Annotated in this window: 21 protein-coding genes; 10 read left to right on the top strand and 11 right to left on the bottom strand. The window is 56.9% G+C overall.

Translation table 11 applies throughout. The features are described 5' to 3' along the window. Positions 1 to 32 precede the first annotated feature (32 nt). From OZ410_RS12170 to OZ410_RS12190, 5 genes are read right to left on the bottom strand one after another with little or no spacing between them, the layout of a single operon-like run. Positions 33 to 872, bottom strand: coding sequence for a CvfB family protein (locus OZ410_RS12170; protein WP_277708245.1), 840 nt, complete (start codon positions 870 to 872; stop codon positions 33 to 35). Positions 873 to 930: 58 nt separating this feature from the next. After that, complete coding sequence (locus OZ410_RS12175) at positions 931 to 1,272, bottom strand: DUF2853 family protein (protein ID WP_277708246.1); 342 nt, start codon at positions 1,270 to 1,272, stop codon at positions 931 to 933. 3 nt (positions 1,273 to 1,275) lie between these two features. Then, entirely contained in the window at positions 1,276 to 3,060 is a 1,785-nt protein-coding gene (gene menD, locus OZ410_RS12180) for a 2-succinyl-5-enolpyruvyl-6-hydroxy-3-cyclohexene-1-carboxylate synthase (protein WP_277708247.1), read from the bottom strand. Between the two features lie 47 nt (positions 3,061 to 3,107). Then, positions 3,108 to 4,178: an isochorismate synthase gene (locus OZ410_RS12185; protein WP_277708248.1), complete on the bottom strand. Its 1,071-nt coding sequence runs from the start codon at positions 4,176 to 4,178 to the stop codon at positions 3,108 to 3,110. Continuing rightward, positions 4,156 to 4,581, bottom strand: coding sequence for a PaaI family thioesterase (locus OZ410_RS12190; protein ID WP_277708249.1), 426 nt, complete (start codon positions 4,579 to 4,581; stop codon positions 4,156 to 4,158). The genes OZ410_RS12185 and OZ410_RS12190 overlap by 23 nt, the downstream gene beginning before the upstream one ends. A 42-nt stretch (positions 4,582 to 4,623) precedes the next feature. Between OZ410_RS12190 and OZ410_RS12195 the strand changes: the two genes are divergently transcribed. After that, positions 4,624 to 5,301 carry an alpha/beta hydrolase gene (locus OZ410_RS12195; RefSeq protein WP_277708250.1) on the top strand — a complete coding sequence of 226 codons (678 nt, stop codon included), beginning with the start codon at positions 4,624 to 4,626 and terminating at the stop codon, positions 5,299 to 5,301. After that, on the top strand, positions 5,288 to 5,839 hold the full coding sequence (locus tag OZ410_RS12200; protein ID WP_277708251.1) for a GNAT family N-acetyltransferase: 552 nt from the start codon (positions 5,288 to 5,290) through the stop codon (positions 5,837 to 5,839). Before OZ410_RS12195 ends, OZ410_RS12200 begins: the two co-directional genes overlap by 14 nt. Here the strand turns inward: OZ410_RS12200 and OZ410_RS12205 are convergent. Both OZ410_RS12205 and dnaK read right to left on the bottom strand, forming a co-directional pair. Beyond that, the gene (locus tag OZ410_RS12205) at positions 5,829 to 6,785 is read right to left on the bottom strand and encodes a hypothetical protein (RefSeq protein WP_277708252.1); all 957 of its coding nucleotides are present in this window, start codon (positions 6,783 to 6,785) and stop codon (positions 5,829 to 5,831) included. The genes OZ410_RS12200 and OZ410_RS12205 overlap by 11 nt on opposite strands. A 108-nt stretch (positions 6,786 to 6,893) precedes the next feature. Beyond that, complete coding sequence (gene dnaK, locus OZ410_RS12210) at positions 6,894 to 8,801, bottom strand: molecular chaperone DnaK (protein WP_277708253.1); 1,908 nt, start codon at positions 8,799 to 8,801, stop codon at positions 6,894 to 6,896. Positions 8,802 to 8,982: 181 nt separating this feature from the next. Between dnaK and OZ410_RS12215 the strand changes: the two genes are divergently transcribed. Further along, positions 8,983 to 10,407: an L-serine ammonia-lyase gene (locus OZ410_RS12215; protein WP_277708254.1), complete on the top strand. Its 1,425-nt coding sequence runs from the start codon at positions 8,983 to 8,985 to the stop codon at positions 10,405 to 10,407. A 13-nt stretch (positions 10,408 to 10,420) separates the two neighbouring features. Here the strand turns inward: OZ410_RS12215 and OZ410_RS12220 are convergent, their stop codons facing one another. Then, positions 10,421 to 10,894 carry a nuclear transport factor 2 family protein gene (locus tag OZ410_RS12220; RefSeq protein WP_277708255.1) on the bottom strand — a complete coding sequence of 158 codons (474 nt, stop codon included), beginning with the start codon at positions 10,892 to 10,894 and terminating at the stop codon, positions 10,421 to 10,423. A gap of 91 nt (positions 10,895 to 10,985) precedes the next feature. Between OZ410_RS12220 and panB the strand changes: the two genes are divergently transcribed. The 3 genes from panB to OZ410_RS12235 are packed head-to-tail and all read left to right on the top strand — an operon-like array spanning position 10,986 to position 13,015. Next, positions 10,986 to 11,804, top strand: coding sequence for a 3-methyl-2-oxobutanoate hydroxymethyltransferase (panB, locus tag OZ410_RS12225; protein ID WP_277708256.1), 819 nt, complete (start codon positions 10,986 to 10,988; stop codon positions 11,802 to 11,804). Between the two features lie 12 nt (positions 11,805 to 11,816). Further along, positions 11,817 to 12,314 carry a signal peptidase II gene (lspA, locus tag OZ410_RS12230; protein WP_277708257.1) on the top strand — a complete coding sequence of 166 codons (498 nt, stop codon included), beginning with the start codon at positions 11,817 to 11,819 and terminating at the stop codon, positions 12,312 to 12,314. Positions 12,315 to 12,316: 2 nt separating this feature from the next. Further along, positions 12,317 to 13,015, top strand: coding sequence for an RluA family pseudouridine synthase (locus OZ410_RS12235; protein WP_277708258.1), 699 nt, complete (start codon positions 12,317 to 12,319; stop codon positions 13,013 to 13,015). 2 nt (positions 13,016 to 13,017) lie between these two features. Here OZ410_RS12235 and OZ410_RS12240 read toward each other — a convergent pair whose 3' ends face one another. Next, positions 13,018 to 14,562: a hypothetical protein gene (locus OZ410_RS12240; RefSeq protein WP_277708259.1), complete on the bottom strand. Its 1,545-nt coding sequence runs from the start codon at positions 14,560 to 14,562 to the stop codon at positions 13,018 to 13,020. Positions 14,563 to 14,709: 147 nt separating this feature from the next. Between OZ410_RS12240 and OZ410_RS12245 the strand changes: the two genes are divergently transcribed. The 3 genes from OZ410_RS12245 to pheT all read left to right on the top strand — a co-directional run bounded on the left by OZ410_RS12245 (position 14,710) and on the right by pheT (position 19,542). After that, positions 14,710 to 15,882, top strand: a complete 1,173-nt coding sequence (locus tag OZ410_RS12245; RefSeq protein WP_277708260.1) for a 2-isopropylmalate synthase — start codon at positions 14,710 to 14,712, stop codon at positions 15,880 to 15,882. Then, the gene (gene leuB / locus OZ410_RS12250; RefSeq protein WP_277708261.1) at positions 15,882 to 17,000 is read left to right on the top strand and encodes a 3-isopropylmalate dehydrogenase; all 1,119 of its coding nucleotides are present in this window, start codon (positions 15,882 to 15,884) and stop codon (positions 16,998 to 17,000) included. The genes OZ410_RS12245 and leuB overlap by 1 nt, the downstream gene beginning before the upstream one ends. Before the next feature lie 112 nt (positions 17,001 to 17,112). After that, on the top strand, positions 17,113 to 19,542 hold the full coding sequence (gene pheT, locus OZ410_RS12255) for a phenylalanine--tRNA ligase subunit beta (RefSeq protein ID WP_277708262.1): 2,430 nt from the start codon (positions 17,113 to 17,115) through the stop codon (positions 19,540 to 19,542). On the opposite strand, the gene OZ410_RS12260 is transcribed toward pheT, so the two are convergent. Continuing rightward, positions 19,539 to 20,045 carry a fasciclin domain-containing protein gene (locus tag OZ410_RS12260; protein WP_277708263.1) on the bottom strand — a complete coding sequence of 169 codons (507 nt, stop codon included), beginning with the start codon at positions 20,043 to 20,045 and terminating at the stop codon, positions 19,539 to 19,541. The genes pheT and OZ410_RS12260 overlap by 4 nt on opposite strands. A gap of 198 nt (positions 20,046 to 20,243) precedes the next feature. Here OZ410_RS12260 and OZ410_RS12265 point away from each other — a divergent pair, with 198 nt between their 5' ends. Continuing rightward, positions 20,244 to 20,930 (top strand): hypothetical protein, encoded by a 687-nt coding sequence (locus OZ410_RS12265; RefSeq protein WP_338156657.1) that lies wholly within the window; start codon positions 20,244 to 20,246, stop codon positions 20,928 to 20,930. On the opposite strand, the gene OZ410_RS12270 is transcribed toward OZ410_RS12265, so the two are convergent. Further along, a complete protein-coding gene (locus OZ410_RS12270; protein ID WP_277708264.1) occupies positions 20,927 to 22,555 on the bottom strand; it encodes an ABC-F family ATP-binding cassette domain-containing protein in 1,629 nt (542 codons plus the stop codon). The genes OZ410_RS12265 and OZ410_RS12270 overlap by 4 nt on opposite strands. Positions 22,556 to 22,655: the final 100 nt, after the last annotated feature.

The raw sequence follows: 22,655 nt of genomic DNA on the forward strand, positions 1-22,655 counted from the left end.
CGTATTTGCAAGGCGCATCGGCTAATCAGGAGTCAGGATTGCCGGAGTAGGCGCACCCCGTCCGGGGCAAGTTCAATTTTGCGTGCCTTATACAGGATTCCCAAGCCTTTTTTAAAGCGCTTTTTGCTCATCTTCAGCACCTCCTGAATCCGGCCCGGGTCCGAGCCGTCATGCAGGTCCAGAAACCCGCCTGATGCCTCCAGGGCCTCCAGGATACGGGCAGCAGCCGGCTCCAGACCGGTGTGCCCAAGGGGCTCCAGCACCACGTCCAGCTTTCGGTCCGGGCGTACGGTTTTCACATACCCCTTAATGGCGTCCCCAGGTTCCAGGGCGCGGAAGACCTGATCGTGGAATACGAGCCCTTTGTGGGCCTGGTTCACCACCACTTCAAATCCAAGGTCGGTTTTACGGTAGACCAGCAGGGATACCTCCTCCCCGGCCTTCAGGGTCATGTCCTCATTGCTCAGGAAGCGTTCCAGGCGGCCTGACGCCACCAGGCGACCGCTTTTGGGGTCCAGGTAGCAGTACACCGGGTAGTGCCGGCCTTCTTCCATGGGGGTGGGTTGTTCCCGGTATGGCACCAGCAGGTGTTTCTCCAGGCCCCAGTCCATAAAGGCCCCGAAACGGGTTACCTCTGCCACCCTGAGGCTGCCGAAGGCATCGCGGGTTATGGCCGGTTCCAGCGTGGTGGCCACAGGCCGCTCTTCGTGGTCCAGGTAACAGAATACCCGCAACATATCTCCTTCCTGCGTCCCTTCCGGCACATATTTTCGGGGCAGGAGGATCTCCTGCCCTTCCCCGTCGGTCAGGAACAAACCCACAGAGGTATCCCGGGCCACGCCCAGAGTGTTGTATGCGCCAATCGCTATCATAGGAAAGAATGCTTAGATGCCGCAAAGAAACGCCTTTTGGGCGGATCCGGGCCCTTCTTTAACCGTAAATCGAGGTTTTGCCAAACCGCCGGGCCAGCATGTAATAAATGACCGCGCGGTATTTGTTGCGTTCAGATCGGCCGTACCGGTCCATTTCGGCTGTGATAGCCTCCATAAGCTCCGGCCCGTCGGGGAGGCCCAGCTTCCCGATCAGAAAGTTGGTGCGCACCCGTTCCAGTTCCGAAGGGTCGGAGCCGGAAACTTTTGAAGCGTCGGATTTGTAGATGGATGGCCCCAGGCCAATGGTCACCTTGGTGAGCAGGTCCATATCCGGGGTTTCCCCGAATTTCTCGCGTATATCCTCGGCGTAATGGGCAATCCAGGTCTCTCTTTTGTTCATAGGTCAGGGTTTTGCCAGCTGCGGCAGCTCCGAAGTTAGGTAATCGAAATATTCCAGCAAAACGCGGTTATTGGTGGTTCTGGGGGTAAAAACCTCCAGCAGACGCGGGCCCGGGCTGGTTTCATAAAAGCCATCCAGGGCCTCCAGGAGTTCGCCCTCCGAGGCGGCACTGCGGTACTCCAGTCCATGGGCCTGGCATAGGTGGCGGGCATCCAGGCCATGTCGCGTTTCAAAATAGGTTTCAAAGGCCTCGGTCTCCTCCATCCCGGGCAGGATGCGGAAGATCCCGCCCCCGGAATTATTCAGGACGATCACGCGGAAATCCGGGCGCAGGGCTGCATTCCAAAGCCCGTTGCGGTCGTACAGGAAGCTCAGGTCCCCGCTAATGAGCAGGGTGGGTCCATCGTATCCCGCAGCCGCCCCCACGGCCGTGGAGGTACTGCCTTCAATCCCGCTGGTGCCCCGGTTGCAAAAAACGGCGAGGTCCTGATGCATTTCGAAGAGCTGGGAATACCGAACCGTAGAACTGTTGGCCAGGTGTACCAGCATGCGGCCCGGCAGGTGCTCCAGGATATGGCCGAAAGCCTGGAAATCCGAGAACGGGATTTGCTCCATATAGGCCGCGCGGCGGCGGCGGCAAGCCTCCTGGTAGCCGTCCCATGCGGAGCGGTACGAAGCCGCCAGCCGCGGCGGGTCCGGATCCAGAATGCCATCCAGGAAGGCATCGGGATGTAAAGGGATATGCTGTTCCAGGCAGTAATAGGTATCCATGGCCTGGAATGGGTCTGCGTGCCAGTGTGCTGCAGGCGGAAAAGCCCGGAGGAATTGTTTGATTTTCTTGGAAACCACCATACCCCCAAAGGTGAGCAGCACTTCCGGCTGTAACTGCCGGAACCGCTCCTGCACCGCTTCGGAGCGTTCCAGGGGCGCCATCAGGGCATCAATGCTCGGAAAGAAGGCGGGATGATGCAGGTTGGAAGTTGTTTCCGTGAGCACCATAACCGATGGGTCGGCCGCCAGCAGTTCCAGGCGTTCCTGTGCAATCGCACCCGGGGGAAGAGTCCCCACCAGTACCATTTTTCGGCGGGCCTCCTTCCAGCGCTTGCGGAACGGCCCAAGATCCGGGGCCGGGGTTTTCGGAATTCCGGCCGGAGGCAAGGCAACTGCCACAGGGGGTTCTTCCTGCGTCCCGTAAAGGGGTTCTTCAAAAGGGAGGTTCAGGTGCACCGGTAGCCGCTGCCCGGAGGCAACATCCAGGGCCCGGGCCAGTTCATCCTGGTTAAATGCCTGCACCTGCTGTTGAAGTTCCACCTGTTGCACGGCATTTGCAGGGGGTCCCTCCCCGCCCCAGCGGATTGCCGCAGTGGCGTGGGTCAGGTCCTGCCGCAATTGGGTTTCGTACCCGATATGCCGGCTGAATACCCCATCCTGCCGGATGGTCTGCCCGTCCCCTATATCGATGCGGTAGGGCGGGCGGTCCGCACTGAGCACCACCAGGGGGATACGGCTGTAAAAGGCCTCGCAAACGGCGGGGTAATAATTGAGCAGGGCGCTTCCGGAAGTGCAAACCAGGGCTGTGGGAAGACCGCTTTGCTGGGACAGGCCCAGGGCAAAAAACGCAGCACTGCGTTCATCCACCACCGAGAAACATTCAAAATAGGGGTTGCCGGTAAATGCCTGAATCAGGGGGGCATTGCGGGAGCCCGGGGAGATGACCACCTGCCGGATTTCCCGGAGCAGGCAACTCTGGACCACGGTATGTGCCAGGGGAATATTGCTGTACCTCATAGCTGTATACAAAGGTACGAATCGGGCGGTTCACAAGCCAGCCCGTTTCAGGAATTCTGAAGCACCGAAAGCATGGTGGTGCTCTTCTGGCAGGTTTCCTCCCATTCCTGCACCGGGTCCGAGGCGTCAGTGATGCCCCCGCCCACATAGACCAGGGCCGCGCCTTCCCAGAATTGCATGCACCGCAGGTTCACATAGAGGCTAAGGGTATCCATGCCCGTAATACCCACCGGGCCCAGGTAACCCGTATAAAATTCGCGACGGAAATTCTCGTGCTGCCCTATAAATTCCCGCGCCGCTTGCAAGGGAATGCCACATACCGCAGGGGTTGGGTGCAACTGGCCGACCAGGGCCATGGCCTGGCTACGGGTAGCCCTGGCCGCGAGTTCGGTTTTCAGGTGCCATACCCGGCCTGCCCTAACAGGGCGTACGGGCTGGATATCCGGCTCAAGGCCAAGGGTTGCCATAGCCTGCTGTATGTATTGGGTCACCAACTCCTGTTCACGTACCTCTTTGGCCCTGAACTCCGGGGTCTCCCCCGAGGCGGACACCCGCGTACCGGCCAGGGAAACCGTGCGCAACATCTGGTCCCGGTAATCCAGCAAGAGCTCCGGGCTGGCCCCCATCCAACTTCCCATGTCGGGATGATACCAGAAGTAACAAAAGGCATTGGGATAGGCCGCCAGCAGCCGTTTATAAACCTCCCAGTGGGTTCCCGTAATTTGGGCCGTGAATCGCCGCGCCAGCACTACCTTTTCCAGGTTTCCCTGCCCTATGGCGCGGAGGGCTTCCTCTACCAAACGCACATGGACGTCCTGCCCCATCGGGTCCGGCAGGGGGCTGGCCCCAGCAGGCACCTCGGCAGCCGGGGGGAAAGGTGTGGTGCAAATCCGGTCGGCCCGGATCCAAAGGGCCTGCAGGCCGGGTTCAAAAGGCATGGCCAGGAACCCGGAGCTGTCGTCCTGAGGGACGGCTGCAATCCCGGCTTCGTCCTGAAAAACCGTCCAAAGCTCCTGCTGCCCAGGTTTGCGAAAAACCGCAAAAGGCAGGCATGCTTCCTGCTGGGCGTGAATCGCTTGGCGTATGCGTTTGAATTTAACCGTTTTTGGGGAGGGCAATGGTGGTCAGTTTACAATGTGAAATCAGCTGGTCCTCGGCATTGGTAATCCGAATTTCCCAGAGTTGGGTAGTCCTGCCCTTGTGCAGCAACGTGGCCCGGGCCCATACGGCCCCCTCGGCAATGCTGCGCACATGGTTGGCTGAAATCTCAATGCCCCGGACCGCGTATTTCCGCGCATCCAGAAAAATAAAGGTAGCCGCGGAAGCCACACTTTCCGCCAGGGCCACGCTGGCGCCGCCATGCAGGATACCGTCCGGCTGGTGTACCCGGGAATCCACCGGCATACGGGCCGTCAGAAAATCCTCCCCCACATCCGTAAATTCGATAGAAAGGGTTTCCATCAGCGTGTTTTTGCACGCCTCATTGCAGATCTGAAGGATTTTTTCTTTGTATTGCTCCATGCATTTTTGATTTTTGCAAAGGTACGCAATCCCTGCAGAATCATGTCTGAATCCATCCCGAAGCCCAATGCAGAAAAATGGGTGTCCTACGCCGCCCGGGCCCCATACACCACTCTGAATGCCCGGGGGGAAGCCACCCGGAGAACCTGGGTAGTTTTTCACGGCATCGGGTATCTATCCCGGTATTTCCTGCGTCACTTTTCGGGCCTGGACCCCCAGGTGCATTACCTGATAGCCCCACAGGCCCCATCCCTGTATTACCTGTCGGACACCTATACCCACGTGGGTGCCAGCTGGCTTACCCGGGAACATACCCAGGGCCACATGGACAACCTGATGGAGTACCTGGATAGCGTGCTGCAGGAAGAAGGCATTCAACCCCAGGATGACCTGGATTATTTTGCCTATTCCCAGGGGGTCTCCGTGTTGTGCCGCTGGCTGGCGCGCCGGCCGGTTGGCGGGGGACGCATTTTCCTGTACGCCGGAAAACCCCCGGCGGAGCTTCGGCCGGAAGCTTTCAGCCACCTCCCCGAAACCATGCCGGTGGTAGTGGTTTTCGGCAATCAGGACCCCTTTCTGAAACCTGAAGACCGGCCGGGGCTGCTGGCCCGGTATCGCGAACTGTTCGGGGACCGCTTGCAGGTGGTGGCCTTTGACGGCGGGCACGAACTGCGCAACGACCTGATTGTACAACTGGCTGCCGAGTATGGAAACACTTGAAAACGCACGCGCCCGCCTGATCCCCCTGGATGCGAAAAATCAGCACCTCCTGCAGGAGGTAGCCCGGGAGCCCGGCCTGATCCGGTACTCCCCGGGGATACTACATACGCCGGAAGGCTTCTCGACCTATATGGGAAAAGCCATGGCGGAAGCCGCGCAGGGGCAGAGTATTCCCTTCCTGATCTGGGATAAAAAAACAGATACCCCTGCCGGCAGCACCCGCTTTATGCGCATTGACCGGGTCAATAAGGTCGTGGAAATCGGCTCCACCTGGATCGGAAAAGCCTATTGGGGTACAGGCCTGAACACGGCCGTAAAACAGCTGATGCTGGCCCAGGCATTCGGCCCCCTGGGCTTTGAAAAGGTCACCTTCCGGATCGATTCGCGCAACCTGCGTTCACGGGGGGCAGTAGAAAAACTCGGGGCTATCCTGGAAGGGACGCTCCGAGAGGATGTATACCTCGCAGACGGGTTCAAACGGGATACCTGCGTTTATGGCCTGCTGCGCCGGGAATGGCCGGGCCTGCCTAATGCCTGAGGCTGTCTGCCACTGCCCCTGCAGGTACTTCTTCGTAATAGGTAATGGCGCGTACCACGTACTGGTTTTCCGGGGTCACGATCTGGCGTACCCAATTGGAGGGGTTGGCCCCATCCATATGGTAGAGGTATTTGCGGACGATGGGTTCGCTCCGCCCTCCCCCTGCCGGGTGTTCTACCAGGGTTTCCGTTTCGGGGAAGGATTCCGGGTTATACGTCCATTTGCGGGTTTCCCGGGGCACAAAACTTTCCTTTTGGGTATCATAGGCGAAGCGGACTTCCTTCAGGCGGCGGCCCTGCATATCCAGGGTTTCCTCCACGGCCTCCCGGGGCAGCCCGTCCGAGTACTCCTTGGTGAGCACCACCCGAACCGGGATGCTGCCCATCCGGCTCCCGGACCGCCTTACGGAGCGCTGTAATTCCCCATTGCGCACATAAGAGATGGTTTCCTCTCCCTGGTAGGTATCGTAGGTAAGCCGGGTATCGTCCACCCCTTCCGGAGTTACCCGCACCATTCGCTGCAGGATACCGCGGTCGTTGTAACGGTAATCCACCTTTTCCTGGATGGAACGGTCGTAGGAAAGGATGGTTTCCGTTTGCACCGGGCCGGTGGCGCTGTCGCGCTCGTAGATATGGGCAATGGACGTCCGGGGATCAAAATCCCCGCTGCGGTACACCTCGTCCCGCCGTTCATAAAGGATGCTGTCGCGGTAGCGGTAGTAGGTGATATCATAATCTTCAGGGCCATAACGCGTCAGGGATTTACGCAGGCGCCCTTCCCGGTCGAACTCAAAACGTTCTTCCCCGTACTGGGCCTTGACCACACAAACCTTTACCGGGCCGCGCATCTGGAAATCCGACAGGGTGAATGCCTCCGGCTGCTGGCCGTAACCTGCAAGCACCCAAAGTCCGAAGCAGCATAAAAACAAGGGGTAGTGTTTCCTCATAGGATAAAAGTAAGGGTTCCGCATGGAATCGGGAACAAAAGCCATACCAAAAAAAAGGGGGCAGATGTGGTATCTGCCCCCCTTGGATTCATCCGGTTTCCCGGTACCTTATTTCACTTCCTCGAAGTCTACGTCTTCAACGTTGTCGCCCTCCTTGGCATCCTGTCCGGAAGTGGCATCGCCGGCTCCGGCACCGCCGCCCTGCTGGGCTTCGGCCTGAGCCTTGTAGAGTTCTTCGGAGGCCGCCTTCCAGGCTTCGTTGATACCATCCAGGGCAGGCTGGATCTGCTCCAGCTCCTTGGTCTCATAGGCCTTTTTCAGGGCTTCGAGGGCGGTCTCAATCTGGGCTTTCTTATCTGCGGAGAGCTTATCCCCGAATTCGGAAAGCTGTTTTTCGGTCTGGAAGATCATACCGTCTGCCTCGTTCAGCTTATCTGCCTTCTCCTTGGCCATTTTATCGGCTTCGGCATTGGCTTCGGCTTCGGATTTCATGCGTTGGATCTCATCTTCGGTCAGGCCGGAAGAAGCTTCAATCCGGATGTCCTGTGACTTGCCGGTGGCCTTGTCCGTTGCCGAAACCTTAATGATTCCGTTGGCATCGATATCGAAGGTTACCTCAATCTGAGGCGTTCCCCGGGGTGCGGGCGGAATGCCGTCCAGGTGGAAGCGGCCAATGGTCTTGTTGTCCGCCGCCATGGGGCGTTCCCCCTGCAGAACGTGGATCTCTACCGAAGGCTGGTTGTCTGCAGCCGTAGAGAAGATCTGCGATTTCTTGGTGGGGATGGTGGTGTTGGACTCGATCAGTTTGGTCATCACCCCGCCCATGGTCTCGATGCCCAGGGACAAAGGGGTTACATCCAGCAGGAGTACGTCTTTCACATCTCCGGTCAGGACCCCGCCCTGAATAGCGGCACCAATAGCCACCACTTCGTCCGGGTTTACGCCTTTGGAAGGTTTCTTCCCGAAGAATTTTTCCACGGCTTCCTGTACGGCAGGGATCCGGGTGGAGCCCCCTACCAGGATAATCTCGTCAATATCACTCTTGCTGAGCCCGGCTGTTTTCAGGGCAGATTCGCAAGGGGCAATGGTGCGTTTCACCAGATCCTGGATCAGCTGCTCGAACTTGGCGCGCGACAAGGTGCGCACCAGGTGTTTGGGGCCGCTGGCTGTGGCGGTGATGTACGGCAGGTTGATTTCGGTCTGGGAGGAGGAGGACAATTCGATCTTGGCCTTCTCGGCAGCTTCCCGCAGGCGTTGCAGGGCCATGGGATCCTGCCGCAGGTCCATAGACTCCTCGGCCTTGAATTCCTCGGCCAGCCAGTCGATGATCTTCTGGTCCACGTCGTCTCCACCCAGGTGGGTGTCCCCGTCGGTGGAGAGCACTTCAAAGACGCCGTCCCCGAGTTCCAGGATGGATACGTCGTGGGTACCACCCCCGAAGTCAAAAACCACGATTTTCTGGTCCTGATCCTTTTTGTCCAGGCCATACGCCAGGGAGGCTGCGGTCGGCTCGTTGATGATCCGCTCTACCTTCAGGCCGGCAATTTCCCCGGCTTCCTTGGTAGCCTGCCGCTGGGAATCGTTAAAATAGGCCGGAACGGTAATGACCGCGCGGCTTACGCTCTGGCCCAGGTAATCTTCGGCCGTTTTCTTCATTTTCTGCAGGATCATGGCAGACAATTCCTGGGGGGTGTACAAACGCCCGTCAATATCCACCCGCGGGGTGTCATTGTCGCCTTTCTCCACTTTATAAGGTACGCGCTCTGCCTCTCTCTGGGACTCCGAATACTTATTGCCCATAAACCGTTTGATAGAATAGATGGTTTTATGGGGGTTGGTCACGGCCTGACGCTTGGCAGGATCGCCCACCTTGATCTCTCCCCCTTCCACAAAGGCAATGACGGACGGCGTGGTCCGTTTACCCTCGGCATTGGGGATCACCACAGGCTCATTCCCCTCCATTACGGAGACGCAGGAGTTGGTGGTACCTAAGTCAATTCCGATAATCTTGCTCATTCTGAAAATCTTATAATTAGTGTTTCGCTTTCAATGGCTCGCCTATCCTATGACAAACAATATGCCACAGCCTAAAAACTGACATACTGTCATTTTGCTCCCGGGAGGATTTTTTCCCGGGGCCTACTTTATTCCTTCAAAAGGGTTTGTACCTTAGCCGGCAGCTTTAAGCCCTGTTCCCATGGAATGTATCAGTGTTTTCGACATGTTGAAAATTGGGGTTGGGCCTTCCAGCTCCCATACCCTGGGCCCCTGGAAGGCAGCCCTGAAGTTCCTGAAGGCTTTGGAAAACGACGGACAATTGCAACAGGTCCGCAAAATACAGGTGGCCCTTTACGGCTCCCTCTCCCTGACCGGAAAAGGACATGCCACCGATATTGCCGTTTTGATGGGGCTTACGGGCGCAGACCCGGAAACGGTTCCCGTGGCAGGCATCGAACCCACCCTGCAGGACATCCGAACCACACATACCCTTTGCCTGAACGGGGTGCACACCATCCCCTTCAACCCGGAAACCCACCTATCCTTCCGCAAAAAATTCCTGCCCTTCCACGCCAACGGCATCACCTTCACGGCGGACCTGCCCGATAAGGCCCGGCGCACCGAAACGTATTATTCCATCGGGGGCGGCTTTGTGGTGCAGGAGGAAGGGAAGAGTGCAATCCGGAAGGAAGCCGCCTTCCTGCAGTTCCCCTACCCCATACAGACGGGTGCCGAGTTACTGGCCTACTGTCAGGAGCACCAGATGCAGGTTTCAGCCCTGGTACTGGAAAACGAACGCTCCCTGCGGACCGATGCCCAGATTGAAGCCGGGCTAAGGCGCATCTGGGATACCATGCTGGAATCCGTGTACGAGGGTTGCCACACCGGAGGGATACTCCCCGGGGGGCTGCAGGTCAAGCGCCGGGCCCCGGAGACGTACGCCAAACTCAAAGGAGATAAGCCGTACACCGGGCCCGCGGACTGGCCTGCATCCATCCGTAAAACCCGGGTGCGCTTCCGGGAAATCCTGAAATGGGTGAGTTGTTTTGCCCTGAGTGTAAACGAAGTAAATGCCAGCCTGGGCCGGATCGTGACCGCCCCCACCAACGGCAGTGCCGGGGTGATTCCGGCTGTGCTCATGTATTATCTGGTTATCGAAAACCACAAGGCCGGCTTTGAGGACATCAAGAAATTCCTCCTGGTAGCCAGTGAAATCGGGAGCCTGTTCAAGAAGGGAGCTACTATATCCGCAGCCATGGGCGGGTGCCAGGCGGAGATCGGGGTCTCTTCGGCCATGGCCGCCGGGGCCCTTACCGAACTGCTGGGGGGCACGCCCCAACAAGTGCTGGTGGCTGCGGAAATTGCCATGGAGCACCACCTGGGCCTTACCTGCGACCCCATTGGCGGCCTGGTGCAGGTGCCCTGCATTGAACGGAATTCCATGGGGGCCATCAAGGCCATCAATGCGGCCGAACTGGCCCTGGAATGCGACCCGGCGTCTGCCAAAGTCCCCTTCGACAAGGTGGTGCAAACCATGTGGGACACCGCCCGCGACATGAATGCCAAATACAAGGAAACCTCCCGCGGCGGCCTGGCCGTGGGGGTAAACCTCAGCGACTGCTAAGGGAGCAGCGCCCTTATTCTTCGCATCCCTCCCGCCTGCGGGTATCGATCAGGTAAATGATCTGCCAGGCCTTTCCGTCGTGAAAGAGCTGAAACGAATTGACCCCGCAATGGTGGAAGGCTCCCTGCAGGTAGAAGGCATAGGGGGTCCAGGCATTGGCCATATTCCCGTCGACACTGATCTGGTAATCCAGCAGGTTTTCACGGAATTGAACAGAATCGGGAATCCGCACCACGTGCTTCACCAGGTCGTCCATGGAGCCTGTGGCCAGGAAAGGGTTTCCCTCCAGGTTGGTGCCCACGGTCTGCACCACCACCCCCGGCCGTATCACGGCAAGCATGGTGGCCGTATCCCGGGCGTGGTAGCCCTCAAAAAACTGGTCAATGGTGCGGCGTACAGCCCGTTGCTGTTCCGACTGGGCCTGGGTGCTGAAGGTCAGCAGCCCCAGAAGCAGCAGGGCTGCGATATGCTTGAATGTTGCTTTCATGTGCCTAAAATACATATTATGAGCCAGCTTTTCCCGGAAAAGGGCACACGCCAAAATTCCGTACTTTAGAGGCCTCTAAAAACCTTCGGGAATGTCTTCAGCCAAAAAAGAGTTTAAACGCGTCACGGTGAAATCCCTCATCGAGATGAAACAGCAGGGGGAAAAGATCTCCATGCTCACCGCCTATGATTACTCCATGGCAAGGATTGTGGATGCCGCCGGGGTCGATGTAATCCTGGTAGGCGATTCGGCCAGCAATACCATGGCCGGGCATGAGACTACCCTGCCCATCACCCTGGATCAGATGATCTATCATGCGAGTTCCGTGATACGGGCCGTACAACGGGCCCTGGTGGTGGTGGACCTGCCCTTCGGTTCTTACCAGAGCGACCCGAAGGAAGCCCTGCGCTCGGCCATCCGCATCATGAAGGAAAGCGGGGCCCACGCCGTGAAGATGGAGGGCGGGGCAGAAATCAAGGATTCGGTCAAACGCATCCTCAATGCGGGTATTCCGGTAATGGGCCACCTGGGGCTCACCCCCCAGAGTATTTATAAGTTTGGCACCTATACCGTTCGTGCCCGGGAAGAGGAGGAGGCCAAAAAGTTACTGGAAGATGCCCAGCTGCTGGAGCAGTTGGGATGTTTCGGGCTGGTGCTGGAGAAAATCCCGGCCGCCCTTACAAAAAAGGTATCCGATACCCTGAACATCCCCACCATCGGGATCGGGGCCGGGGTGCATGCAGACGGGCAGGTGCTGGTCATCCACGACCTTTTGGGCATGACCCACGAATTCAACCCCCGTTTCCTGCGGCGCTACATGAACCTCTACGAGGAAATGAGCCAGGCCATTGGCCAGTACGTAAGCGATGTTAAAGCCCGGGATTTCCCCAACGAAAACGAGCAGTACTAAGCCGGGACCCCTATGCCAGCCCATACCCGAACCAAAGTTTTGTTGCTGCTGCTTATTACCTTCAATGTCCTGGTGGACCAATGGAGCAAGGATGCCGTGCGTACCCATGTGGCTCCGGATTCCTATACCGAACTGGCCGGACCCGCCCTTATCCTTACCCGGGTGGAAAATACCGGGGCCTTTCTGGGCATGGGGCAGGACTGGAACCCCCTGGCCAAACGGGTTTTTCTGCAAGGCCTGCCACTGGCCCTGATGCTGTTCCTGATGTACCGCCTGCTGCGGCAGCCCGGGGATAACCGGACCATGGCCATTGGCCTGAGTTGTATTATCGGCGGGGGGTTGGGCAACCTGTGGGACCGCTTCTACCTGGGTTCCGTGACGGACTTCTTCCAGATGAGGGCCGGCCCCCTGCATACCGGGATTTTCAATATGGCGGACGTTTCTGTTAGCCTGGGCCTGGTACTGGTGCTGCTGGCCTATGGCGCACAGCGCAAAAAACAAAATTCCTGACCATGCCCGGCCCACGGTCTACCCCCGAGAACCTGGAGGTCCTCTTTGAGGATAACCACCTGATTGTAGTCAACAAAAAAGCCGGGGACCTGGCCCAGGGCGACAAGACCGGCGACGCCCCTTTGAGCGAAGTGGTCAAGGCCTACCTCAAGGTGAAATACGACAAGCCCGGAGCGGTATTCCTCGGGGTGGTCCACCGCCTGGACCGGCCTACTACCGGGGCGCTTATTTTTGCCCGCACCTCCAAGGCGCTCAGCCGCCTGAATGCCATGTTTGCCGGCACCGAGGTGCAAAAAACCTACTGGGCCGTGACCCAAAACCCGCCCCCTCAGGCCCAGGGGCGGCTGGAACACTGGCTTTCCCGGAATTCCAAACAAAATAAATCCTACGCCATGCCGGGGCCCGGGCCCGACCGTAAACGGGCGGCCCTCTCCTACCGCTACCTGAAGAAATTGCAGCGCTACCACTTGCTGGAAATTCGCCTGGAAACCGGCAGGCACCACCAGATCCGCGCACAGCTGGCGGCCATTGGGTGCCCTATTAAAGGGGATTTGAAATACGGGGCTGCCCGCAGCAACCCGGACGGCAGTATCCACCTGCATGCGCGACACCTGGAGTTTGTGCACCCGGTACGCAAAACCCCGGTACAGCTTACCGCCCCCCTGCCGCCGGACCCGGTCTGGGATGCCTGTCTGGATTAAGGCTATCGGGTAAGCGCCAGTGCCTTTTCCCGGATAATTTCGGCCACCGGGCGACCTTCCAGGTGGCTTTCCAGCCAGGATAGGATATCCAGATACAGGAAGGCCCGTTTTTCGTACGGGTGGTCCTCGAAGGTTTTCAGGCGGTCGTAGAGTTCCTGGAAGGCGGCTTTCAGGTCCTGCGGATACATGCCGCCCAGCTTCCGCAAAAAGGTGATCATCTCCCGCTGCACCCCATGTAACTCATTCATTTTCAACAGGAACTTATAGGTGCTCTTCAGCTGGACCTCCAGGTGGTAGTCCATCCCGGCCTCGTAGTGGGCCACCAGGCTTAGCACCCGCGCAAAGCACATGAGGTCTTCCCGCACCTTCAGGCTCTTGTTCTGTATGATTTTCTTCAGGTACTGTATGCAGGCCTTATGGTTCCCCACCCCGAAATACAGGCAGGCGATCTTGTAGTAAAACAGCATGATGTGGTGCTGGTCCAGGCGGTCGCGGTGTTTGCCAATGCCGTACTCCACAATCTTCACCAGGTAGAGCCCTTTTTCGAAGGTGCCCTCCAGAAAATGCAGGTTAATTTTGTTGGCATTCACATAGAGGAAGCTCAGGGAAGCCACGTTGTCGTTTTTCGGGAAATCCTTTTTGGCCAGGACTTTTTCCAGCCGGTCCAGGGTCTGGCGGAACTGGCTGCTGTACTTCACAAAGAACAGGGATTCCAGCAAATAGTTGTTGCCCTTCAGGTAAAACACCGGGTTCAGGGAGATTTGCTGGGGATTTTCGTAAAAGAGGTCCACCCACTTGCTGGCGTATTTGTAGGACGACAGGAAATCCTGGATCAGGAAGCTATACCAGAGGTGGGCTTTGAATAACCAGAGTTTTTCCCGGAAGCCCAGGTCTTCCATGCGATAGTCCGGGAGGTGGGTGTCGAAATAGTCCCGTACCCGCCTGAAATCCTCGTCGTTGCGGACATACCCCACCTTCAGCATCATGCTGTAAAGCTGCAGGGAGAGGTTGGACAGTTTGCTGGCAATGCTGTTGAGCTCGGTCAGGTGCTGGCTCTCCCCGGAGAGTTCCCCCGCCCGGTCCGGCAGGCTGCGGGTAATGTACTGGGTTTCGATAATCTTTTCCAGTTCCACAATCTCATAGGCGATGTTTTTCTCCTCGTGCTCTATGGCAACGGCCTTGGCCTTATCCAGCAATTTCAGGCTCTGTTTGTACAGCCCCTTCTGATAGAGGATGGTCGCGAAATCCAGTTGTTCCCGGATCTGTACCCGGATGTTCTGGTTAACCGGGTTCAGGCGCAGGCTAATGAGGATTTGCTTGTAGAGGTGGGCTTTCAGGTTGGAGAGCTGGGATTTCTTGACAATGCCACTTTCCAGGATGGCCTCTTCCTGGTAGGTGCGCATCTTGTCCATGAGGTTAAAGAGGGCCAGGAATTTGGCATCTACATTTACCCCCAGGCGGCCCACATAGAGTTTGAACTGCCGCTTTTCCGATTTGGAAAGGGATTTGACCAGGATAAACAAGGCGTCCTTGTGGGCATTTGTCATCGTAAAAAAAATGATTTATATTACTGATATACAGCGCTATAACTATACTAAAAATGAACTTAACGTTGTAATGGACACCGGGCCCGCCCTTTGGGCCAGAAAGCCCTTGGGTATATTCGTATAAGGCGACTAAAAGTAAGAAATATAATGAGTAAAGAGAAGGTACAGATTTTTGACACCACCCTTAGGGACGGAGAACAGGTTCCAGGCTGCAAACTGGACACCTCGGAGAAACTGGTGATTGCCGAAAGGCTGGACCTGCTGGGGGTAGACGTGATTGAAGCTGGCTTCCCGATTTCCAGCCCAGGGGACTTCCGTTCCGTAAGCGAAATTGCACGGATTGTAAAGCACGCCACGGTTTGTGGCCTGACCCGGGCGGTAAAGAAGGACATTGAAGTGGCGGCAGAGGCCCTGAAGCCCGCCAGACGCCCGCGCATCCATACCGGGATCGGCACCTCCGATTCCCACATCAAGCACAAATTTAACGCCAGCCGGGAAGAAATCCTGGAACGGGCGGTTGCGGCCGTAAAATACGCCAAATCCTTTGTGGAGGATGTGGAGTTCTACGCAGAAGATGCGGGCCGTACAGACAACGAATACCTGGCACGGGTTTGCGAAGCCGTTATTGCGGCCGGGGCTACCGTGCTGAACATCCCCGATACCACCGGCTACTGCCTGCCCGAGGAGTACGGGGCCAAAATGCAGTACCTCAAGGAAAACGTGAAAGGTATCGACAAGGCCATCCTCTCCTGCCACTGCCACAACGACCTGGGGCTGGCCACCGCCAACTCCATCTCCGGGGTCATCCACGGGGCGCGGCAAATTGAATGCACCATTAACGGCATAGGCGAACGGGCCGGGAACACTTCCCTGGAGGAAGTGGTGATGATCCTGCGCCAGCACCCCTACCTGGAACTGGACACCAACATCAACGCCAAGCTGCTGTACAGCACCAGCCAGATGGTCTCCCAGAAAATGGGCATGCCTGTACAACCCAACAAGGCTATTGTGGGCTCCAATGCCTTTGCCCACAGCTCCGGCATCCACCAGGACGGGGTGATCAAAAACCGGGAAACCTATGAAATTATCAACCCTGAGGACGTGGGGGTTAACGAATCCTCCATTGTCCTGACCGCACGCAGCGGCCGGGCTGCCCTGGCTTACCGGGCCAAGAAAGTGGGGTATATGCTCACCAAGGTGCAGCTGGATACCGTTTACGAGGAATTCCTGAAATTCGCGGACCGCAAGAAAGAAATCGAGGATGCGGACATCCACCAGATTGTGGAAGCCGCCAACATCAACATTGAAAGCATCGCTTAATGAAACTCAAGATCGCATTACTGCCCGGAGACGGGATCGGGCCGGAAGTTGCCGCCCAGGCCGTAGCCTGCCTCCAGGCTGTGGAAGAGGCCTTTGGCCACCAGTTCACCTTTACCCCGGCCTCAGTGGGTGCCACCGCCATCGACAAGACGGGCGACCCCCTGCCGGAAGAAACCCTGGACCTATGCAAGGCTTCGGATGCCGTGTTGTTCGGGGCTATAGGCGATCCGAAATACGATAATGACCCCTCTGCCAAGGTGCGCCCGGAACAGGGCCTGCTGCGGCTGCGGAAGGAACTGGGCCTGTTCAGCAACATCCGCCCGGTAAAGGTATTCCCTACCCTGATCGAGAAATCGCCCTTGCGGGAAGAGCGCATCAGCGGCACGGATCTGGTGATCTATCGTGAACTGACCGGGGGCATCTATTTCGGGGAAAAGTACCTGTCCGAAGACGGCTCTGTCGCTTCCGACCTCTGTATTTATTCGGAGGAAGAAATCAGCCGGATTGCCCACCTTGCCTTTAAGGCGGCCAAGTCCCGTCGCGGCAAGCTCACCCTGGTGGACAAGGCTAATGTCCTGGAATCCTCCCGCCTCTGGCGCCGGGTGGTCACCAAAATTGGTGAAAGCTATCCGGAAGTGACCCTGGATTATCTCTTTGTGGACAATGCCGCCATGCAAATGATCCTGAACCCCAGCCAGTTCGACGTGATCCTGACCGAAAACATGTTCGGCGACATCATTTCCGACGAGGGCAGTGTGATCGGGGGGTCCATCGGGTTGTTGCCCTCGGCTTCCGTGGGTGAGCAAAGCGCCATGTTCGAGCCTATCCACGGGTCTTATCCCCAGGCAGCCGGGAAGAATATCGCCAACCCCATTGCCTCCATCCTCTCTGCAGCCATGCTGCTGGACCATTTTGGCCTGAATGAGGAAGCAGCCGCCGTGGTACGTTCGGTAAACCAGGCATTGAAAAAGGGGATTGTCACCCAGGACCTGGATACCAAGAGCCAGTACGGCACAGACGACGTAGGGCACTTTATCGCCACGCACATCTCGGACTCGGACGACTTCCGGGGGCTGAACAAGGAAAATATCGGATTGGGCAAGTCTACCATCATCTGACCATCATCCGACCCCCTAACCACCGAAACCTCCGGCAACTGCCCGGAGGTTTTGTTTTCCGGGGTGCAAATCACGAAGCATTGTTTTATCTTTGGTGCCTTAAAACCGACCGATGAAGATCTCCTATAACTGGCTGAAGCAATTCCTCGAAATCGACTGGCCGGCGGAGCAGACGGCAGAGCTGCTGACCGACCTGGGCCTGGAAGTGGAAGGCGTTGCCCCCTTTGAATCCGTAAAGGGCGGCTTGGAAGGGATAGTGGTTGGACGGGTACTCACTTGCGGCAAACACCCCAATGCGGACCGCCTGAGCCTGTGCACGGTGGATATCGGTCAGGGGGAACCTGTACAAATCGTCTGCGGGGCACCCAATGTGGCCCAGGGCCAATTGGTACCTGTTGCCCCGGTGGGGACCACCCTGTACGATGCGGAAGGCGAACCCTGGAAAATCAAAAAAGGGAAGATTCGGGGCGAAGCCAGCCAGGGCATGATCTGTGCAGAGGACGAACTGGGCCTTGGGGCGGACCATTCAGGGATCATGGTACTGGAAACGGAGGCCGATCCCGGCACTCCCCTGGCCAGCCTGCTGAAGGTGGAAACCGACCAGGTCTTTGAAATCGGGCTGACCCCAAACCGGGCAGACGCCATGAGCCATTATGGGGTGGCGCGGGACCTGCGGGCAGGCCTGAAACAGAAAAAAATCAGTAAGGAACTCATCACGCCCTCGGTGAGCACCTTTAATGTAGACAACCGCAGCCTGCGCATAGACGTTTCGGTAGCGGATAACAAAATGGCCCCGCGCTATTGCGGGGTAACCATCAGCAACCTGATTGTTCAGGAGAGCCCGGACTGGCTCAAAAACCGCTTGAAAGCCATAGGGCTGAACCCCATCAACAATGTGGTCGATGCCACCAACTATGTTTTACACGAACTGGGGCAACCCCTGCACGCCTTTGATGCCGACCGGATTTTTGGACGGAAGATCGAGGTGCGCACTGTGGAGGCCGGCACCCGCTTTATGACCCTTGACGGGGAGGAACGCACCCTTCACGAGGAAGACCTGATGATCTGCGACGCAGAGAAACCCATGTGTATTGCCGGGGTTTTCGGGGGCATCAATACCGGGGTAACCGAAGACACGCGCAACATCTTCCTGGAGAGCGCCTATTTTGACCCGGTTGCCATCCGCAAAACCGCCAAGCGCCATGGCCTGAGCACAGACGCCTCCTTCCGTTTTGAACGCGGCATCGACATCAATAACGTGGAATACGCCCTGGTGCGGGCCGCCGTCCTGATCCGGGACATTGCCGGGGGGGACATTTCCTCCGACGTGGTAGACCTCTACCCCAACAAAATGCCGGATTATAATGTATTCCTGAGTTACGAGAAAATCCACAACCTGATCGGAGTAGAAATCCCGCGGGATACCATACTTTCCATCCTGGCCTCTCTGGACATACAGGTGCGCAGCAATACCGAATCCGGGCTTGGGCTGGTCATCCCTTTTTACCGGGTCGATGTGCGGCGGGAAGTGGATGTGATCGAGGAATTGTTGCGGGTATACGGGTACAACAACATCCCGGACAAAACCAAATTTACGGCCTCCATCCTGCCACCGGCCGTAGTAGAGCCCCACGACCTGCAACGCCGGGTAGGCAACCAACTGGCAGACCTTGGTTTTTACGAGATTCTGGGTAACAGTCTTTGTAACCCGGACCACAATGCCCGCCTGCAGGATACGGCCGGGAAAGCCGTAAGCCTGCTGAACCCGTTAAGCCGCGAACTCTCCGAACTGCGCCAGGATATGCTTTTTACCGGGCTGGGCGCGGTGGCCTATAACCTGAACCGCCGCCAGCAGGACCTGCGCCTATTTGAATTCGGGAAGATCTACCGGCATGGCAAGGGCCAGGCCTTTGAGGAGGAAGACCGCCTTTCCGTGGTGGTTAGCGGCAATCTGCACGGAGACCACTGGGCCTCCCCTACCCAGGCTGCCGGATTCTTTTTTCTGAAATCGGCCGTACTGGGCATCTTTGAACGCCTGGGCATTGGCCGTTGCGAAGAACTGCCATACACGGATGCCCGTATCTGCGAAGGCCTGCAACTCACTTCCCAGGGGGTGGTCCTGGCTCAACTCGGAGTGGTACATCCGGATTTCCTGAAGCCCTTTGAGATCAAACAGGAGGTGCTGTTTGCAGACATCCGGTGGGCAGCCTTACTGGAGCGCAAAGCCACCCCGGAACAAACCCGCTACAAGGCCCTCCCGAAGTTTCCGGAGGTGCGAAGGGATTTTGCCCTGCTCCTGGACCAGGGGAAACACTTTGAGGAAGTGTACCGCCTGGCCTTTGAGACCGAGCGCAACCTCTTGCAGGATGTGAACCTTTTTGATGTCTACACCGGCGATAAACTTCCGAAAGGCAAGAAATCTTATGCGGTAAGCTTTACGTTACAGGATCAGGACAAAACCCTGACGGACAAGAAAATAGACGGGGTGATGCAGCGCTTGCGCCAGCGGTTTGAAAAAGAACTGGGGGCCGAACTGCGCTAAGGCCGGGAGGTTGGGAGAATAACCGAATCGATGCGGTGAAATACCAGGTTCTGGTCGTGGTTATCGGCCTGGACTATGCGCGCCCGGTTTCCCGAACAATCCATCAGCACAATGTCCGTCCCTTCCAGGGTTGCCAGGAGTTCCTCCCCCTGGACGGTGGTAAAGCGGGCTACCCCTTCTCCCCGGCAAAGCCGCTGCAAAATACCGGCCGCCGTAATTTCCCCGGCAACGATATGGTAACTGAGCAGGGCCCGAAGCTCGGACTTCCGGGATGGGTCTTCCAGGATTTCTTTACGGGAGGCCATAAAGGATGTAAGGGCCTGGTCGGAAGGCGCAAAGACGGTAAAGGGACCGCTGTTTTCAATCACCTTGTCCAGGTCTGCCGATGCCAGGGCTTCATCCCAGGATACGTCCATGTCCCCATCTGCCTGTTGCGCACACAAAGCAGACGAAGTAAGGCACAAAATCAGCAGGCCCAGGTAGGCCAGAATAGGACTTTTCATGGTGTTCTCAGGTCTCGGGGCAGATACCGTTTATCGATAAACGGTGTCATTTCATCGACAAGATAAGACATTCCACCCACTTCCTCCAAATCTCCATTTTCATTTTAATGTTTTAACATACTTTTAACATTTAAGAGTAGGTTAAGGGAATTGACATGCCTTTTGTCATTGTTTATTTTTGAACGAATTTGTATTGCTATGATTCTGGAACGAACCAATATTGAGGCGCGCCTGCAAGCGGAGCGCCAAAAGTCTGTTCAGGATACCCCCCTGGACGCCCTCCTACAGGAATTTCGGATTGCGGCCCCCGAAGCGCAGCAGTTACCGGCTAACACCTTCAATTTTGACCTGCTGGATACCGGCCGGATCTATCACGAACGGCATATAAGGCAAATCTGTATTGATTACCGGCTGCGGTTTCTGGACCTGAAGTATTTCAAACCAGCCCTGCCGGAAGAGGCACAGGCTGCCATTTCAAAGCTTGAAAACACCCACAATACCCGCCTGGAAGGCCTTAAGGTTATGGCGCCCTCCCGCCTTTTCAAGCTGGAAGACAAGGACGACCCCCTGCTGATGGCACCCATGGGCAACGGTTACTACTACCTGGTGCACAAGTGGGGCAATGACCTGCACCCTTTACGGAAATGGCTGGTATGGCCTTTCCGGAATGTGATCAACCTGTCGCTGCTCGTTTTGTTGATGAGCTACCTGCTGACCCTGTTGGTGCCGGACGGCCTGTTCTCCAAACAGGGCGGGATGGCAGAGTTCTGGATCATCTTCTTCTTTATGTTCAAATCCCTGGCCGCCGTGGTGATTTTCTACGGCTTTGCCCTGGGCAAGAACTTCAACCCCGCCATCTGGAATAGTAAATACTACAACGCCTAAGCCGGAACGCCATAGAGTTTCTGGCGCTGTTCCCGGATGCCCGGGTCTGTCATATAGTCGTCAAAGCTCAGGTAACGGTCAATGGTATGGGTGGGCGTAAGTTCCACAATCCGGTTAGCCACAGTTTGTGCGAACTGGTGGTCGTGGGTAGTAAAGATCAGTGTTCCCTTGAATTGGCTCAGGGAATTGTTGAACGCCGTAATGGATTCCAGGTCCAGGTGGTTGGTGGGTTCGTCCAACAACAGCACATTGGCCCGGAGCATCATCATCCGGCTGATCATACACCGAACTTTCTCCCCTCCGGAAAGGACCGTACATTTTTTTAGGGCTTCCTCCCCGCTAAAGAGCATCTTACCAAGGAATCCCCGCAGGTGCACCTCTTCCTTTTCCTCCTGGGTCTTGGCCCATTGCCGCATCCAGTCCACCAGGTTCAGGTCCTCCTTGAAAAAATCGGAGTTATCTGCCGGCAGGTAAGCCCGGGTGGTAGTCACCCCCCAGGAAAAGTTGCCGGTCTCCGGCTTGCGGTTCCCCGCGATGATTTCGTAGAAAGCCGTGGTGGCCCGGGAGTCCCGTGAAATCAGCGCTACCTTATCCCCTTTGGCCAGGTTCAGCTCCCCTTTGCGGAACAGCCAATCCCCTTCTTCGCTTCGGGCAGAAAGATTTTCCACGTGTAAGATTTGGTCCCCTGCTTCCCGTTCGCGATCGAAAATAATAGCCGGATAGCGGCGGCTGGAGGGCCTGATATCTTCTACCCGCAGCTTTTCGAGCATCTTTTTCCGGGACGTCGCCTGTTTACTCTTGGCTACGTTGGCCGAAAAACGCTGGATAAATTCCTGCAATTCCTTGGCCTTTTCTTCTGCCTTCCGGTTTTGCTGGGCCCGCTGGCGCGCCGCCAGCTGGCTGCTCTCGTACCAGAAGGTGTAGTTGCCGCTGTAGAGGTTAATCTTTCCGAAATCGATGTCTGCCACGTGGGTACAGACCGCATCCAGGAAGTGGCGGTCGTGGGAAACCACAATCACCAGGTTTTCGTAATTCGCCAGGAATTGTTCCAGCCATTGGATGGTATCGAAGTCCAGGTCGTTGGTAGGCTCGTCCATTACCAGCACGTCCGGGTTCCCGAACAGGGCCTGAGCCAGCAGCACCCGCACCTTCATCTTGGCCTCCAGGTCTGCCATGGGGCTGTAGTGCAATTCCTCGTGGATCCCCAACGTAGACAAGAGTGCTGCTGCGTCGCTTTCCGCATTCCATCCATTCATCTCCTCAAAGGCCACCTGCAGTTCCCCGATACGTTCGGCATTGGCATCGTCGTAATCCGCATACAGGGCATCCATTTCGGTTTTGATCTTATACAGGGGCTTATTTCCCATCAATACGGCTTCCAGCACCTGCTGCCCGTCGTAGGCATTGTGGTTCTGTTCCAGTACGGACATCCGCTTGCCCGGCTCCAGGTGCACCTGCCCGCTGGTGGGGTCATTATCCCCGGCCAGGATTTTCAGGAAGGTCGATTTCCCGGCGCCGTTGGCCCCGATAACCCCATAGCAGTTGCCGGGGGTAAAGGTTACATTGACCTCGTCAAAAAGGACGCGTTTGCCAAATTGGACCGAGAGGTTGGATACAGAAAGCATGGGGTTCCCTTTAAAATTTTGGCAAAAGTAATGTAAAGCCAGGGAATAGCCCAGCGATTTCCGGGCCATTCACAAGCCTTTTAAGGAATCCGAAAAGGAT

Origin of the sequence: Robiginitalea aestuariiviva, from assembly GCF_029537735.1 — a bacterium.
Classification (GTDB): Bacteria; Bacteroidota; Bacteroidia; order Flavobacteriales; family Flavobacteriaceae; genus Robiginitalea; species Robiginitalea aestuariiviva.